General features: G+C 74.5%; 9 protein-coding genes. 4 read left to right on the top strand and 5 right to left on the bottom strand.

Features of this window, described 5'->3' with window-relative positions:
* Window positions 1-402: 402 nt before the first annotated feature.
* Both ACTMS2_RS05065 and ACTMS2_RS05060 read right to left on the bottom strand, forming a co-directional pair.
* The gene (locus ACTMS2_RS05065; protein WP_441174329.1) at window positions 403-5,310 is read right to left on the bottom strand and encodes an SCO7613 C-terminal domain-containing membrane protein; all 4,908 of its coding nucleotides are present in this window, start codon (window positions 5,308-5,310) and stop codon (window positions 403-405) included.
* A 162-nt stretch (window positions 5,311-5,472) separates the two neighbouring features.
* Entirely contained in the window at window positions 5,473-6,900 is a 1,428-nt protein-coding gene (locus tag ACTMS2_RS05060; RefSeq protein WP_089001932.1) for a UDP-glucose dehydrogenase family protein, read from the bottom strand.
* 249 nt (window positions 6,901-7,149) lie between these two features.
* On the opposite strand from ACTMS2_RS05060, the gene ACTMS2_RS05055 reads away from it, so the two are divergent.
* The gene (locus tag ACTMS2_RS05055) at window positions 7,150-8,313 is read left to right on the top strand and encodes an acyl-CoA dehydrogenase family protein (protein WP_089001931.1); all 1,164 of its coding nucleotides are present in this window, start codon (window positions 7,150-7,152) and stop codon (window positions 8,311-8,313) included.
* A 41-nt stretch (window positions 8,314-8,354) separates the two neighbouring features.
* On the opposite strand, the gene ACTMS2_RS05050 is transcribed toward ACTMS2_RS05055, so the two are convergent.
* Window positions 8,355-9,017, bottom strand: a complete 663-nt coding sequence (locus tag ACTMS2_RS05050; protein ID WP_441174328.1) for a hypothetical protein — start codon at window positions 9,015-9,017, stop codon at window positions 8,355-8,357.
* 23 nt (window positions 9,018-9,040) lie between these two features.
* Between ACTMS2_RS05050 and ACTMS2_RS05045 the strand changes: the two genes are divergently transcribed.
* Both ACTMS2_RS05045 and ACTMS2_RS05040 read left to right on the top strand, forming a co-directional pair.
* Window positions 9,041-9,559: an acyl-CoA thioesterase gene (locus ACTMS2_RS05045; RefSeq protein ID WP_089001929.1), complete on the top strand. Its 519-nt coding sequence runs from the start codon at window positions 9,041-9,043 to the stop codon at window positions 9,557-9,559.
* Window positions 9,560-9,719: 160 nt separating this feature from the next.
* Window positions 9,720-11,738 (top strand): acetoacetate--CoA ligase, encoded by a 2,019-nt coding sequence (locus ACTMS2_RS05040; protein WP_441174327.1) that lies wholly within the window; start codon window positions 9,720-9,722, stop codon window positions 11,736-11,738.
* On the opposite strand, the gene heR is transcribed toward ACTMS2_RS05040, so the two are convergent.
* Both heR and ACTMS2_RS05030 read right to left on the bottom strand, forming a co-directional pair.
* A complete protein-coding gene (heR, locus tag ACTMS2_RS05035; protein ID WP_441174326.1) occupies window positions 11,714-12,481 on the bottom strand; it encodes a heliorhodopsin HeR in 768 nt (255 codons plus the stop codon). The genes ACTMS2_RS05040 and heR overlap by 25 nt on opposite strands.
* A gap of 83 nt (window positions 12,482-12,564) precedes the next feature.
* Window positions 12,565-13,254: a TIGR03089 family protein gene (locus ACTMS2_RS05030; protein ID WP_441174325.1), complete on the bottom strand. Its 690-nt coding sequence runs from the start codon at window positions 13,252-13,254 to the stop codon at window positions 12,565-12,567.
* A gap of 150 nt (window positions 13,255-13,404) precedes the next feature.
* On the opposite strand from ACTMS2_RS05030, the gene ACTMS2_RS05025 reads away from it, so the two are divergent.
* Entirely contained in the window at window positions 13,405-14,550 is a 1,146-nt protein-coding gene (locus ACTMS2_RS05025) for a glycosyltransferase family 4 protein (protein ID WP_101414235.1), read from the top strand.
* Window positions 14,551-14,590 lie beyond the last annotated feature (40 nt).

The following is a 14,590-nucleotide window of genomic DNA, read 5'->3' as shown; positions in this document are numbered from 1 at the left end:
CATGCCTTACACTGTGTGATCGCGTGGCTGGCAGGCGCGTGCCCGGCACTTCGTGGTCCGGTGGTCGGTGCCGTCACGAGGAACGGGTTGTGCAGCATGCCGGCGTGCGGGAGCGGCGGATGCGCGACCCGGGTCGAGCGTCGCCGTCCGGCCCCGGTCGTCCTCGCGTCCGACGGCGCACGTTCATCTACCGTGGGCCCCGCGCCCTCAGTGTGGTCGAGTCCGAACCACGCCGGCGTTCCGTTGGCGCTTCAGGCCCGCCGTCGACTGTCGCGGGCGCAACCCGCCCGGGACCGAGCCAGTGCCGCAGCCGGCCTGCGCCTGCAAGCGGCCTGCGCCCGGAATAGGGCGGCGCCGGTGACAGGCCCGCACTCGCGCCCGTCCCCGGGGGTGGGCCCGGTGTCAGCGCATGCCGCGCAGGGCTGTCTGGAGGCGTTCCTGGGCTCGGCGTCGGCGCTCGTTGCTCGCGCCGAGCGCCAGCAGCAGGATGCCGACGGGAATCAGGGCCAGCCACGGTCCCAGGCTGAACAGCGCGTGCACCGCCGCGATGGCGGTCACGGCGGCGCCGACGATCACCGGTGCCTGTTGCTGGCTCATCGACCCGAAGACGAGTACGGCCACGGCGCCGAGCAGCAGCAGCACCTGGCGCAGCGTGCTGGAGTCCGTCGCCAGCACGATCGCCAGGGTGGGCACGAAGGCGGCGACGAGCGCGGGCCCGTACGCGACCCAGCTGCTCAGATCGGGCCGGTGCCGCAGCTCCAGCACGCCGACGAGCAGGGCCAGCGCCGCGAAGGGCAGGGTGTACGCCTCCGGCAGGGCCACGTCGGCGACCCGCATCAGGATCCACCAGGCGGTGATCTCGCAGACCACCACCGCCCAGAACAGGATGCGTCGCTCCACCGGTCGGCGACCCGGCCGGGTGGCCGCCACACCGAGGACCGCGCCCCAGGCCGCGAGCAGCGCCGCGATGTGCCGGGGCGAGTCGAAGGCCAGCGCCAGGGCGATCAGGGCGGCAGCGTGCCCGCTCCACTCGACGGTGGCCGCCTCCCGCTGGGCCTCGGGGCGACGCAGCCTGGGCAGGGTCGCGGCGAAAACCTGGAGGGCCGCCCCCACCGCCAGTACGCCGATCGCGGACCAGACGGCCGCGAGCCCGGCCACCAGGCCGGCGGTGAGCACGAAGAGCTGTGCCATCAGCGAGGCGAACAGCCAGCCGAGGATGCGCGCCCGCTGGGTGGTGCCGAAGATCGCGGCCACCGTGCCGACGCCGACGGCGCCACCCAGGGTGAACAGGGTCAGCTCCCGAGTCGCCAGGCCACCGACCAGGCCCGCGCTCCCGGCGGCGAGCCCGATGGCGAAGACGAGCACCCGGGTCAGGCGCAGCGAGCGGGCCCGCTCGACCAGCGGTGGGGGCGGGGTGAGCGCCAGCCCCAGCATCGCGATGGTGAACACGGACAGCGCCGCCAGGGTGCTCGCCGGCCAGCCGTTGCCGAGCGACGCCGGGGTGATCAGCAGGGTCACGGCGGCGCCGGGCAGCACGACCGGTACCGCCCGGGAGCGCCGCCCGCCGCTGAAGCCGGTGGCGGCCAGCGCGGCGGTCGCGGTGAGCAGCAGCGCGGTCAGCACGTGGGTCGGGTCGACCGCCTCGGGGGGCGGGGTGAGCAGCTCCGGGGGTGGTCCCTGCCAGACCCGGCCGAGGCTGCGGTGCGGATCGACCAGCGCGACGACCAGGGCCGGGGCGATCGACACCAGCGCCAGGACGGTGGGCAGCGCACCGGCGGCGAGCGCACCGGCGGCGGGGCTGACCCGCCAGCGGCGCTGCGTCCCGTCGTCGGGCAGCCGCCGCAGTGCGCCGTCGAGCAGCACCGACCAGCGTCGTACGGGCTGGGCCGCGCCGACCGGCGGTTCGGTCGCGCCCCGGACCAGCTCGGCGAGCACCCCGAGCAGGGCCGCGGCGGCGGCGTACACACCGACGGGCTGGTTGGTGGGGACGGCGGCCAGGGCGCTCACCGTGGCGCCACCGGCCACCGCCGCGCTCGCCCAGGGCAGGTACTGCGGGACCCGCCGCCGGACGGCCGCCACCGCCGCCAGGCCCAGGCTCGACGCGGCCAACGCGGCGGTGAGCACCACCTCCGGCGCGCGCCCGAACTCGGCGGCCAGCGCCGCGACGGCACCCGGGAACGCGAGCAGGGCGGCGCCGGCCGCGGCGCCTCCGATCTGGGCGAGGTGCGGGGGCATCCCCTCGTTCTCGATGTCCTCCACCAGCGGCACGGCCAGCGACCGGGCCAGCGCGGCCACCACGAGGCCGATCAGCGCGATGCTGCCCAGCGCCAGCGCGGTGGTCCACGGCCGGACCAGACCCGCTCCGGCGGCGTGCAGGGCGACGACGCCGGCCACGACGGCCCGGGACAGGCCCGCCCGGGGATCGACGGCGGCCACGGCAGCCGCCCCGAAGACGGTGGCGACCATGCCGCCGACCAGGACGGGCGACCACCACGGCAGGTCGAACGCGGCCGGCGCGCCGATCGTGGCGAGTACGGCCGCCACGCCCGACACGTCGTACTTCCACGGTGGTGGCAGCAGCACCGCGGCGGCGACGCCGAGCAGCGCCAGGGCCACGGGGGCCTGCCACGTCGACCCGCCGGTCGGCCCGGCCGGCCAGCCGGTCAGGTCCCCGTTCCAGATCGGGCCGGGGGTGGCGAGCACGCCCAGCCCGCCCCGCAGCGCGCTCCAGCCGGCCAGCAGCCCGATCAGCACGCCGCCGACGGCGAGGCCGACGGTCGGTCCGCGTCGCCACTCCTCCGGCATGGCCCGGGCGGCCACGGCCACCACCAGCACCAGCCCGGCGGCGACGGCGAGCTGCCCGCCGGGAGCGAGGACGGCCGCGATCCGGGCCAGGGTGGCGATCAGGGCGGCGGTGACCGCCGCGGCGGCCAGGTCGGAGCCGTCCAGGGTGAGGTCGGAGCGTCGGCCGGCGTCGATGGGACCGGCGAACACCACCATGGCGCCGGCGACGAGCAGCAGGCCACCCACCCAGGCGTCGGCGGCGGTGGCGCCCGGGGCGCCGAACGCGGCGGCGGTGACCGTGACCGCGCCGAGGGCGGTGCCGACGGCCAGCGGCGTCGGGATGCGTCGCTGGGAGACCTGCACGACGGCGGCGTGGCCGAGGGTGACGCAGACCGCCAGGAAGCTGGCCGCGAGCACCGGGACGGTGACCTCGCGCAGGCTCGCCGGGGTGGGCGTCGGGTCGACCGGCACGGTCGCGGCGACGAAGGCGGCCACCGCGCCCGGCAGGGCGAACGCCGCGCCCCCGGCGGCCCAGGCCGAGACGGTGTCGGCCGCCGCCGGGGCGAGTCGCATCCGGGGCGCCACGGCGACGAGGACCCCGGCGGCGAACAGGGTGAGCAGGACCGCCGTGGTCAGCGCCGGCCGGGCCAGTCCGGCACCCGCGCCGAAGAGGCCGACGCCGGCGGCGGTGGCCGCGTGCGCCAGCGCCGCGCGTTCCGTGCGGGCGGAGAGCCCGACCACCCCGATGCCGACCGCCGTCAGCACCATCGGCCAGGGCGCGGCCGCCCATCCGAGGCCGAACGACGCGGGTACGGCGAGCGCGGTCAGCGCCGCACCGACCACGGCGAACTCCCGGCGGATCTCGGACGGCAGGGCCAGCACCGCCGCGACGGTCAGCAGGAAGGCGCTCGCGGCGAGCTGCCAGGCGGCCGGGCCCACGGCCGCCGCCAGCTCGGCCGGGTAGCGGTCCAGGTCGGCCGCCCAGGCCGGCAGCGCGGCCCGGACGGGGGCGACCCCGGCGCGGAGGGCGCCACCGGCGACCACCACCCCGCTGACGGTGAGCGCGACCGCCGAGGCGAGCTGCGGCCCGCGTCGGGCCGCCTCCGGTACCGCCCGGACGGCCAGCCCGGTGAGCGTGATGACGGCGGCGATCAGCAGCAGCGCCCGCCCGGGGAAGGCCACCGAGGCGATCCGGCTCAGCGCACCGATCACGGCGAGGGTGAAGATCCCGGCGCCGAGGTCGGGCAGCGGCGGCCGGCGCAGCACCAGCGTGCCGGCCAGCCCCACGGCGGCAGCCAGCAGCAGCGCCAGCCCGGCCCCGGTCGCGGCCGGCACGGTGCCCGCGCGCAGCAGGGCGGAGACGGCGTACGCGAGGGCGAGGGCGACCGCCACCCCGTGCAGCACCCAGGTCAGCTCCCGCAGCCACGGCACCGGACGGCCGGCCGGGGCCCGGTCCTGCGCCGGCAGCCCGCCGTCGAGCACCTCGCCGGCCTCCTCGGGCGCCCCCTCGGGCCGGCCGTCGGCGTGGCGCTGCCGGGGTGCGCTCGCGGGCGCGGCCGGGGGCTCGGGCAGGTCCTGGCGGACCGGCCGCTCCACGGTGACGGGGGAACGCGCCAGCCACAGGTCGAGCAGGGCCACCGCCGTCAGCACCAGCGCCCAGCCGCCGGGGCCGGTGATCCGGTCGTACGCCAGCAACGGCAGCACCGGCTGGGCGGCCAGTACGGTGGCGAAGCGGGGCGCGCGCAGCCCCGTCCAGCCCGCGTAGCCGAACGATACGCCGGCGGTGACGGCGAAGACGATGGCGCCGAAGATCGCGCCCGAGGCACCGCCGTTGCCGATCCGGTCGACCGCCCACAGCGCGTAGCCGGCGAGCGGCACCAGGAGCAGGCCGACGGCCGAGATGGTCTCGGCGGTCGAGGTGAGCCCGCGCCGGGCCAGCACCGGCGGGGCGAGCAGCATGAGCACGGTCGCGAGCAGCAGGACGCCCAGCCGGGCCAGCGCGTCCATGGAGCTGGTGGCCACCGCGGCGAAGACCACGGCGGCGACGCCGAGCAGCAGCGCGCCGAGCCCGAGGGGGATGTTCTGCACCTCGCGGGAGGACGCCTCCGGTGGATGCTCCGGGTCGTCGGCGTCGAGCCAGGTGGCGGCCGACGGCGGGGGCGGGGGCGGGTCCTCCGGGCCGGCCGGGGTGCCCTGCCGGGGGACCCGGGGCGGGGCGCCGGTGGCGGCCGTGGGCGGCCGGCGGCCCGGCCTCTTGCGCAGCACCCGGCGGGGGCGGGTGGCCTGCTTGAGGCGTTCCTCACCGGCGTGGGCGAGGATGTCCCGCTGGAAGAGCGCGGCCTGCATCTTGGCGGCGATCTGCCGCTGCTCGCTGGCGATGGCCGCCTCGCGGGCCTTCATCTCCGCGATGGACCGCTCGATCTGCGCCAGGTGCTCGACCCACTGTGGCTGGTGCGCACCGCAGTGCGGGCAGCTGACGGCCGGCTTGATCTCCCGGCCGCACGAGGAGCACTGAAAGGTCGCCACGACACCCCTCCACCCGCACTGTGGACTCCCACCCTCGCAGCATGCCCAATGTGGGCGCGGATTTCGACAATTGTCGGCGGGTCCGGGACAAAGATCGTCCATGCGGACGGCGAACGGCCGGTCGCGGAGCGTGCTCCGCGACCGGCCGTCGGTCGTCGATCGTCAGGGGCGGCCCATGCCGCGGTACTCCCAGCCGGCCTGCGTCCACAGTGCCGAGTCCAGGCAGTTGCGGCCGTCGACCACCTTGCGGCCGGCGACCAGCTCGCCGAGGGCCACCGGGTCGGCGTTGCGGAAGTCGGCCCACTCGGTGAGTACGCAGACCAGGTCCGCGCCGGTCACGGCCTCGTTGATGCCGGGCTCGTAGACCAGCTCGGGCGCCACCGCGCGCGCCCGTTCCATGCCCTGCGGGTCGTAGACGTGCACGTCGGCGCCGGCCTTGCGCAGCAGCGAGGCGACGGAGAGCGCCGGCGCGTCGCGTACGTCGTCGGTGTTGGGCTTGAAGGTCGCGCCGAGCACGGCCACGCGCATGCCGGAGAGGTCGGGCCCGGCGGGCCCGGAGCGGCGGCCGAGCAGCTCGGCGGCGAGCTGGACCACCCGGGTCCGGCGACGCAGGTTGATCAGGTCGACCTCGTGCAGGAAGCGCAGCGCCTCCCCGGCGCCCAACTCCTGGGCGCGGGCCTGGAACGCCCGGATGTCCTTGGGCAGGCAGGCGCCGCCGAAGCCGAGCCCGGCCTGGAGGAACCGGTTGCCGATGCGCGGGTCGAAGCCGATGGCCCGGGCGAGGTGGGTGACGTCGCCGCCGGAGGCCTCGCAGACCTCGGCCATCGCGTTGATGAAGGAGATCTTGGTGGCGAGGAAGGCGTTCGCGGCGACCTTGACCAGCTCGGCGGTGGCGAAGTCGGTGACCACGAGGGGCACCTCGCGGTCCTCGGTGGCGGCCAGGTCGAAGACGCCCTTGTGGGCGGCGTAGAGCATGCCGTTGGCCCACTCGCTCTTGACGCCGACGACGATCCGGTTGGGCCGCAGCACGTCGTCGACGGCGAAGCCCTCCTGGAGGAACTCCGGGCTCCACGCCACCTCGACCCCCAGATCGGTGGGGGTGTGCTTGCTGACCAGCTGCTCCACCCACTCGGCGGTGCCGACCGGCACGGTCGACTTGCCGACGATGAGCGCCTTGCGGGTCAGGTGCTGGGCCAGGCTGGTGACCGACGCCTCGACGTACGACAGGTCGGCGCCCATCCCGTCGGCGCGCTGCGGCGTGCCGACGCAGATGAAGTGCACGTCACCGAACTCGGCGACCTCGGCGATGTCCGTGCTGAATCGCAGCCGCCCGGCGCCCAGGTTGCGCTTGAGCAGCTCGTCGAGGCCGGGCTCGTGGATCGGCACCTCGCCGGCGTTCAGCATGGCGATCTTGTCGGCGTCGACGTCGAAGCCGAGCACCTCGTAGCCGAGCTCGGCGTAGCAGATGGCGTAGGTCGCACCGAGGTAGCCGGTGCCCAGGAAGGTCACCCGCGGTCGCTGCGCACCGGAGGGGGGCGTCACCGCGGCGATGGCGGGCATCGGCTGGGTGTTGGGGTACGGGATCGTCACGCCTGTCTTCTCCGCTCGCGCTGGCGTCGCGTCGTCGCGTCGCGTTCTGCTGCGGCGCCTGGGCGGGCACCGGAGGGACTCTAACGTCTGTCGGTTCCATCGTCGCCGGGCGGCTTCGGCGCTCTGCCACGTTCGAGGCTACGCGGCGGTAACATCACCTGAACTCTGTCGCTATCCTTCAGTCTGCGCCGTCGGCGGTCAGGAGACGCTACAGACTGCGCATGATAGCGGTGAAGGGGAGGGGCCGACATGGCCGCAGAGCAGTCGTTCGACGTCTACCGGTTGCCCGAGGAACACGAGGCGATCCGGGAGGCGGTCCGTGAGGTCTGTGCGGCCAAGGTGGCGCCGCACGCCGCCGAGGCCGATGAGACCGGCGAGTTCCCGAAGGCGTCCTACGACGCCCTGCGGGCCGCCGACTTCCACGCCCCACACATCCCCGTCGAGTACGGCGGCGCGGGCGCGGACGCCCTGGCCACGGCCATCGTGATCGAGGAGGTGGCGCGCGCCTGCGCCTCGTCCTCGCTGATCCCGGCGGTCAACAAGCTCGGCACGATGCCGCTGCTGCTGGCCGGCTCCGAGGAGCTGAAGCGGAAGTACCTGACCCCGGTCGCGGCGGGCGACGCGATGTTCTCGTACTGCCTCTCCGAGCCGGAGGCGGGCAGCGACGCGGCGTCGATGACCACCCGCGCGGTGCGTGACGGCGATCACTGGGTGCTCAACGGCGTGAAGCGCTGGATCACCAACGCCGGGGTCTCCGAGTTCTACACGGTCTTCGCGGTGACCGACCCGGCGGCCCGGTCCCGGGGCATCTCCGCCTTCGTGGTCGAGAAGTCCGACCCGGGGGTCAGCTTCGGCGCCCCGGAGAAGAAGCTCGGCGTCAAGGGCTCGCCGACCCGCGAGGTCTACCTGGACAACGTCCGGATCCCGGCGGACCGCATGATCGGCGCCGAGGGCACCGGCTTCGGCACCGCGATGAAGACCCTGGACCACACGCGGGTCACCATCGCCGCGCAGGCCGTCGGCATCGCCCAGGGCGCGCTCGACTACGCCAAGGGGTACGTCCAGGAGCGCAAGCAGTTCGGCAAGGCGGTCGCCGAGTTCCAGGGCGTGCAGTTCATGCTCGCCGACATGGGCATGAAGCTGGAGGCGGCCCGGCAGCTCACGTACACGGCGGCCGGCAAGTCCGAGCGGGGCGACGCCGACCTGACCTACTTCGGCGCGGCGGCCAAGTGCTTCGCCTCGGACGCGGCCATGGAGATCACCACCGACGCGGTGCAGCTGCTCGGCGGCTACGGCTACACCCGGGACTACCCGGTCGAGCGGATGATGCGGGACGCCAAGATCACCCAGATCTACGAGGGCACCAACCAGGTGCAGCGCATCGTGATGGCCCGTCAGCTCCTGAAGGGCTGACCGGTCGGCGGGCGGGCCGGACGACCGGCCCGCCCGCGTCCTCACCGGATCTCGGTCGTGGTGTCCTCTTCCGGCCGGTTGCCGGAGCGCGGCGGCGCCGACCACGGTGACCCCCCGCCGGTGCGGCGCGGCAGCGGCTCGGTCGGCGTCGGGTCCGGGTAGCCGAGGCTCGGCGGCGCGGTGTCCCGGTCGGCCGGCTCGGCCGGCGGCCAGTCGGTCAGCGTGAAGTCGCTGCGCTCCGGCCCCTCGGCGGGCGCCGGCGTCGGCTCGGTCACCGGTCGGGGCCAGCGCCGCCAGCGCTGCCCGCTGAAGGTGGCCACGAGCAGCAGCAGGCCGATCAGGAAGAGCGTGCCGTTCTCGACCGGCAGGTGCAGCGGCAGGGGGTCGCCGAAGACCTTCCAGCCGTCCGGGATGCGGTCCCGCACCTCGAAGGGCGCGACGAACATCCCCACGTACGGGGCGGCGAGCAGCAGCCCGGCCACGAGGGGGCCGAGCGGCGAGGTGCGCAGCGTGCCGAGCAGGCCGAGCAGGATCCCGCCGACGGCGAGGTACACGGCGGGCTCGATGAGATTGGCCGAGTTCGACGTGCCGATCTCGACCCAACGGCCGACGGTGCCCGCCGACCCGTCCTGCCCGAGGGTGACCAGCACCCACGTGACGGGCACCACCACCAACCCCGCGAGGAAGCTCCAGAGATGTCGCATCCGCGCACCGTACCGTCTTCGACATGACCGAGCACCCCTCCACCGCGCCGGCCGGCAAGCCGACCTCCTACTCCCGGGTCACCCTGAGCCGGATCATGACCGCGGTCGACGTCAACCTCTACGGCACCGTGCACGGCGGCGTGCTGATGAAGTTCATCGACGACGTGGCGGGGGCCGCCGCGGCCCGGCACAGCGGCGGTACGGCGGTCACCGCCGCCATCGACGAGATCGTCTTCACCGAGGCGGTCCGGGTCGGTGACCTGCTGCACGCGCACGCACAGGTGAACTGGACGGGGCAGACCTCCATGGAGGTCGGGGTCCGGGTCGTGGCGGAGCGGTGGGACTCGGCCGAGGACGAGCCGGTGCGGGTCGCCACCGCGTACCTCGTCTTCGTGGGCGTCGACCTCGGCGGCGCGCCCCGGGCGGTCCGGCCGGTGCTGGCGGAGAGCCCGGAGGACGAGCGCCGGTTCCGGGAGGCGGAGATCCGCCGTGCCCACCGACTGGCCCGCCGCCGCGCCATCCAGGCCCACCGCGCCGGCTGACGCGTCCGCCCGCCCCGCCCACACAGGGTGGGGCCGGGGCATGTGGGCTCCGCACGTGCGCCGGCGGAGGTCGGGTGCGGAGAATGGCGCTCTGAGGTAGGGCAAGATGGCGCCACGGCCCATTTCACAGTGTCGTGCGGGGCCAGGGGAGGGTGGAGCAGTGGGTGACGTGCTGTGGGCGCCGCCGGCGGACGTACGCGAGCGGTCCCGGATCGGGAGCTACCTGCGCTGGCTGCGTGAGCACCGGGGGCTGGACTTCGCCGACTACGACGAGCTGTGGCGCTGGTCGGTCACGGACCTCGACGCGTTCTGGCGGTCGGTCTGGGACCACTTCGAGGTGGTGGCGCACACCCCGCCGACGGCCACGCTGACCGACCGCGGGATGCCCGGGGCCAGGTGGTTCCCCGGCGCCACCCTCAACTACGCCGAGAACGTGCTGCGGATGCCCGGCCGGGCCGACGACGACCCGGTGGTGATCGCGCACGGCCAGACCCGGGCGCCGGTCACCCTCACCGCCGCCGAGCTGCGCGAGCAGGTACGCCGGGTGGCCGCCGGGCTGCGCCGGCTCGGCGTCACCGCCGGCGACCGGGTCGCCGCGTACGCGCCCAACATCCCCGAGACGTACGTGCTGCTGCTCGCCACCAGCAGCCTGGGCGCGATCTTCTCCTCCTGCGCGCCGGAGTTCGGCACCCGCAGCGTCACCGACCGGTGGCAGCAGATCGAGCCGAAGGTACTGGTCGCGGTGGACGGCTACCGCTACGGTGAGAAGCCGGTCGACCGGCGCGCCGAGGTGGCCGCGATCCGGGCCGCCCTGCCGTCGCTGGAACACACCGTCGGCATCGCCTACCTCGACCCGGCCCCCGCGCCCTCGGGTGGCGCCACGGACCGGACGCCGGCCCCGTTCGAGGGCGCGCTGGCCTGGTCGGAGCTGGCCGCCGACACCGACGAGCCGCTGACGTTCACCCCGGTCGCCTTCGACCACCCGCTCTACGTGCTCTACTCCTCCGGCACCACCGGGCTGCCGAAGCCCATCGTGCACGGCCACGGCGGCATCCTGCTGGAGCACCTGAAGATGCTGGCCCTGCACCACGACCTGGGCCCGGCGGACCGGTTCTTCTGGTTCACCACCACCGGCTGGATGATGTGGAACTTCCTGGTCTCCGGGCCGGCGGTGGGCGCGACGATCGTGCTCTTCGACGGCAACCCGGGCCACCCGGACCTGGGCGCGCTGTGGCGGCTGGCGGAGGAGACCGGCACCACGTACTTCGGCACCTCCGCGCCGTTCCTGCTGGCCTGCCGCAAGGCCGGGCTGGTGCCGAAGGAGACCGCCGACCTGTCCGCGCTGCGCGGGGTCGGCTCGACCGGCGCGCCGCTGCCCGCCGAGGGCTTCACCTGGGTGTACGAGACGGTCGGCGACGACCTTCAGCTCCAGTCGCTCTCCGGCGGCACGGACGTGTGCACCGGCTTCGTCGGCGGCGTGCCGCTGCTGGCGGTGCACGCCGGGGAGATCACCTGCCGGGCGCTCGGCGCCAAGGTGGAGGCCCGGTCCGCCGACGGGACCCCGGTCATCGGCGAGCTGGGCGAGCTGGTGATCACCGAGCCGATGCCGAGCATGCCGGTGGGCTTCTGGAACGACCCGGACGGCAGCCGCTACCGGGAGGCGTACTTCGACCTCTATCCGGGCGTCTGGCGGCACGGCGACTGGATCACGATCAACGACCGGGGCGGCTGCGTGATCACGGGCCGCTCCGACGCCACCCTCAACCGGGGCGGCGTACGCCTCGGCACCGCCGAGTTCTACTCGGTGGTCGAGGGGCTCGACGAGGTCGTCGACTCGGTGGTCGTGCACCTGGAGGACGACGAGGGCGGCGCCGGTGAGCTGCTGCTGTTCGTGGTGCTCGCCGAGGGGCTGGAGCTGGACGACGCGATGCGGAAGAAGATCTGCCGCGAGCTGCGTACCGCCCTGTCGCCCCGGCACGTGCCGGACGAGATCCACCAGGTGCGGGCCGTCCCGCGCACCCTGTCGGCCAAGAAGCTGGAGGTCCCGGTGAAGAAGATCCTCACCGGCACCCCGGTGGACTCGGCGGCGGCCCGGGGCGCCCTGGCCAACCCGGAGTCCCTGACGGCCTTCGCCACCCTCGCCGAGCACCGTGGTCAGGTGCGCAGCACGTTGGCGTAGATGAGCCAGGCCAGCGCGGATTTGGCCACGAGGCTGAGCAGGATGTACGAGACCTCGCCGTAGCGGTAGTCACGCCATCGACCGCGCTGGGCGTACTGCAGTGCCATGTTGAGCGCGAAGCTCGCGAAGAGGAGAAACTGGATGACGATGATCGCCCAGACGAAGCCGGGGATCTCCGGCGGCTGGGCGACGTAGACGGCGATCGCCAGCCAGGGGGCCAGGCCGACCAGCGAACCGAACCAGAAGGCGCTCCAGTCGGCGCGTCCCGGCACCTGCTGCCGCTCCAACAGCAGGCCGAACAGGATCATCGCGGTGTTCGCGCCGAAGATCCCGATGACCGCCGCGAGATCGCGGATCCCCACGAACAGCCCGATCAGGACGATCATGATCGAGGCGCTGACCGAGTACTCGATCCAGCGGGCGTAGTTGGTGCGGCGATCCAGGTTGCGCGCGTACCAGCGGTGCACGCCCGGGGCCGCGGTGACGAGATGGTCGAGCGCGGCGAGGAGCAGGAAGACCGCCACCGCCGGCCCGATGGCGAGTCGGAAGGCCACCTCCGGGAGCGTGGCGTCGCGCAGCGTCGTCGGGTCGGCCGTCAGGTACGACGCGGTGATCGGCAGGGACAGGTCGTTGCTGGCCGCCCACATCCAACCGCCCTCGACGGCCAGGATCAGCCCGACCAGCACGTTGAACCCGCGCAGCCGCCGGTAGCGATCACGGCCTGCCGCTGGTGGACGTCCCATGTGCGCCACCCTAGAGCCCGGAATGTCCGTTCGTTGCCATATGGGGGCTCTGCTGGCGGAGTTGAGGTGCCCGCGAAGCGGGGTCAGCGAAGGGGGCGGGTCACGCGTTCCGTGGTGGCCCGCGAGGGCAGGCGGGCCGGGTCGGCGTTGGCGCAGAGGACCGTGGTGGCGCCGACCGTCAGCGGGGCGAGCAGCCAGTCGGCCGGGTCGGGGTACGCGCCCGTGTCGATCAGGACCCGGTCGCCGGGGGCGATGCCCAGTTCCGTCGCGCGGGCGGCCGCGCGGCCCAGCAGCGCCGCCTCGCCCGGGCCGCCGGCGGCGTACGGGCTGAAGTGGTCGCCGTGGGCGCGTACCTCGGAGACGTAGTCGGCGTAGCCGGCCGGCACCTGGCGCATCGGCAGGGCGAACGGGTGCAGGGCGAGGACGTACCGCTCGCCCGCCGACCAGGCCGCCGCCTCGTCGAGGCGCGTCTCGGCGGCGAAGAGCACGTCCACGTCCCCCGGCGTGTCGGCGACGGTCAGCCCGGCCGACCAGCAGCCGAGCAGCACCGCGGCGGTCTGCCAGTGCGGGGGCAGCACCACCCCGGCGACGTCGCCGGGGCCCACGGCCACCTCGTCGACGAGCAGGTTGGCCGTCTTGGCCACCCAGTTCGCCAGCGTGGCGCCGGAGAGTTCGGTCCGCTCGCCCGTGGCGTCGTCGTACCAGGTCAGCAGCGGTCTGGTCGGGTCGGTCGCGATCGCGTCGGCGAAGACCCGGGCAATGTTGTCGGCCATCGGCGCGAACGATACGCCCCCGGCGGCCGTACTCGATGACGGCGACAAGTCGGCGTACCGTCGGGTCGCAGTCAGCGTGGGCGCCGCGCTCCGGCGTAGGCTTGCCGGAGTGTTGTTCCCCACAGGCCCGTCAGTTCAAGGAGTCGCCCCGTGACCGCCGGTCGCCCGCCCCGCGTGCTCATCGACGCCACGAGTGTCCCCGTCGACCGTGGTGGTGTCGGTCGATACGTCGACGGCCTGCTCGGCGCCCTCGGCAAGGTGTGCGGGTCGGGGGTGGAGCTGGCTGTCGTCTGTCTCCGCACCGACCTGGAGCGCTACACCCGGATGCTGCCCGGCGCGGAGATCATCCCGGCCCCGGCCGCCGTCGCGCACCGCCCCGCCCGGCTCGCCTGGGAGCAGACGGGTCTGCCGCTGCTCGCCCAGCAGGTGGGCGCGCAGGTGCTGCACTCGCCCTTCTACACCTGCCCGCTGCGCGCCGGTTGTCCCGTCACGGTGACCGTGCACGACGCGACGTTCTTCACCGAGCCGGAGCACTACGACAAGTCGCGGCGCACCTTCTTCCGCAGCGCGATCAAGACGTCCCTGCGCCGCGCCAACCGGGTGATCGTGCCGAGCAAGGCCACCCGCGACGAGCTGATCCGGCTGCTCGACGCCGATCCCACCCGGATCGACGTCGCGTACCACGGCGTCGACCACGCCGCCTTCCACGCGCCCAGCGACGAGGAGAAGGCCCGGGTCCGGGCCCGGCTGGGGCTGGGCGGCACCAACTACGTGGCCTTCCTGGGCGCCAAGGAGCCGCGCAAGAACGTGCCGAACCTGATCCGCGGCTGGGCGCGCGCGGTAGCCGAGCGGGAGGACCCGCCGGCCCTGGTGATCGCCGGTGGCCAGGGGCACGACGACGACATCGACCGCGCGGTGGCGGAGGTCCCGTCGCACCTGCGGCTGCTCCGCCCGGGTTACCTCCGCTACGGGGACCTGCCCGGCTTCCTCGGCGGGGCCCTGGTGGCCGCCTATCCGTCCTACGGGGAGGGTTTCGGCCTGCCGATCCTGGAGGCGATGGCGTGCGCCGCCCCGGTGCTGACCACACCCCGGCTGTCGCTGCCGGAGGTGGGCGGCGACGCGGTCGCGTACACCAGCGAGGCGCCCGACCAGATCGCCACCGACCTGGCCGCCCTGCTCGACGACGAGCAGCGGCGGTTGTCCCTGGCCAAGGCCGGTTTCGACCGGGCCAAGGAGTTCACCTGGGAGTCCAGCGCCGAGGTGCACATCGCCGCCTGGAGCCGGGCCCGGTCCTGACCGCCGCGACCGGCGTCGCGAGAATGCGTCCCCGGTCAGG

It is taken from the genome of Micromonospora sp. SD12, from assembly GCF_052068495.1.
Classification (GTDB): Bacteria; Actinomycetota; Actinomycetes; order Mycobacteriales; family Micromonosporaceae; genus Micromonospora; species Micromonospora echinofusca.
This window is presented reverse-complemented; position numbering and strand designations above follow the sequence as displayed.

Coding starts and splice junctions, on each gene's coding strand:
- ACTMS2_RS05045 (WP_089001929.1), top strand. CDS start 9,041: ATGACCGAGCACCCCTCCACCGCGCCGGCCGGCAAGCCGACCTCCTAC.
- ACTMS2_RS05050 (WP_441174328.1), bottom strand. CDS start 9,017: ATGCGACATCTCTGGAGCTTCCTCGCGGGGTTGGTGGTGGTGCCCGTC.
- ACTMS2_RS05030 (WP_441174325.1), bottom strand. CDS start 13,254: ATGGCCGACAACATTGCCCGGGTCTTCGCCGACGCGATCGCGACCGAC.
- heR (WP_441174326.1), bottom strand. CDS start 12,481: ATGGGACGTCCACCAGCGGCAGGCCGTGATCGCTACCGGCGGCTGCGC.
- ACTMS2_RS05055 (WP_089001931.1), top strand. CDS start 7,150: ATGGCCGCAGAGCAGTCGTTCGACGTCTACCGGTTGCCCGAGGAACAC.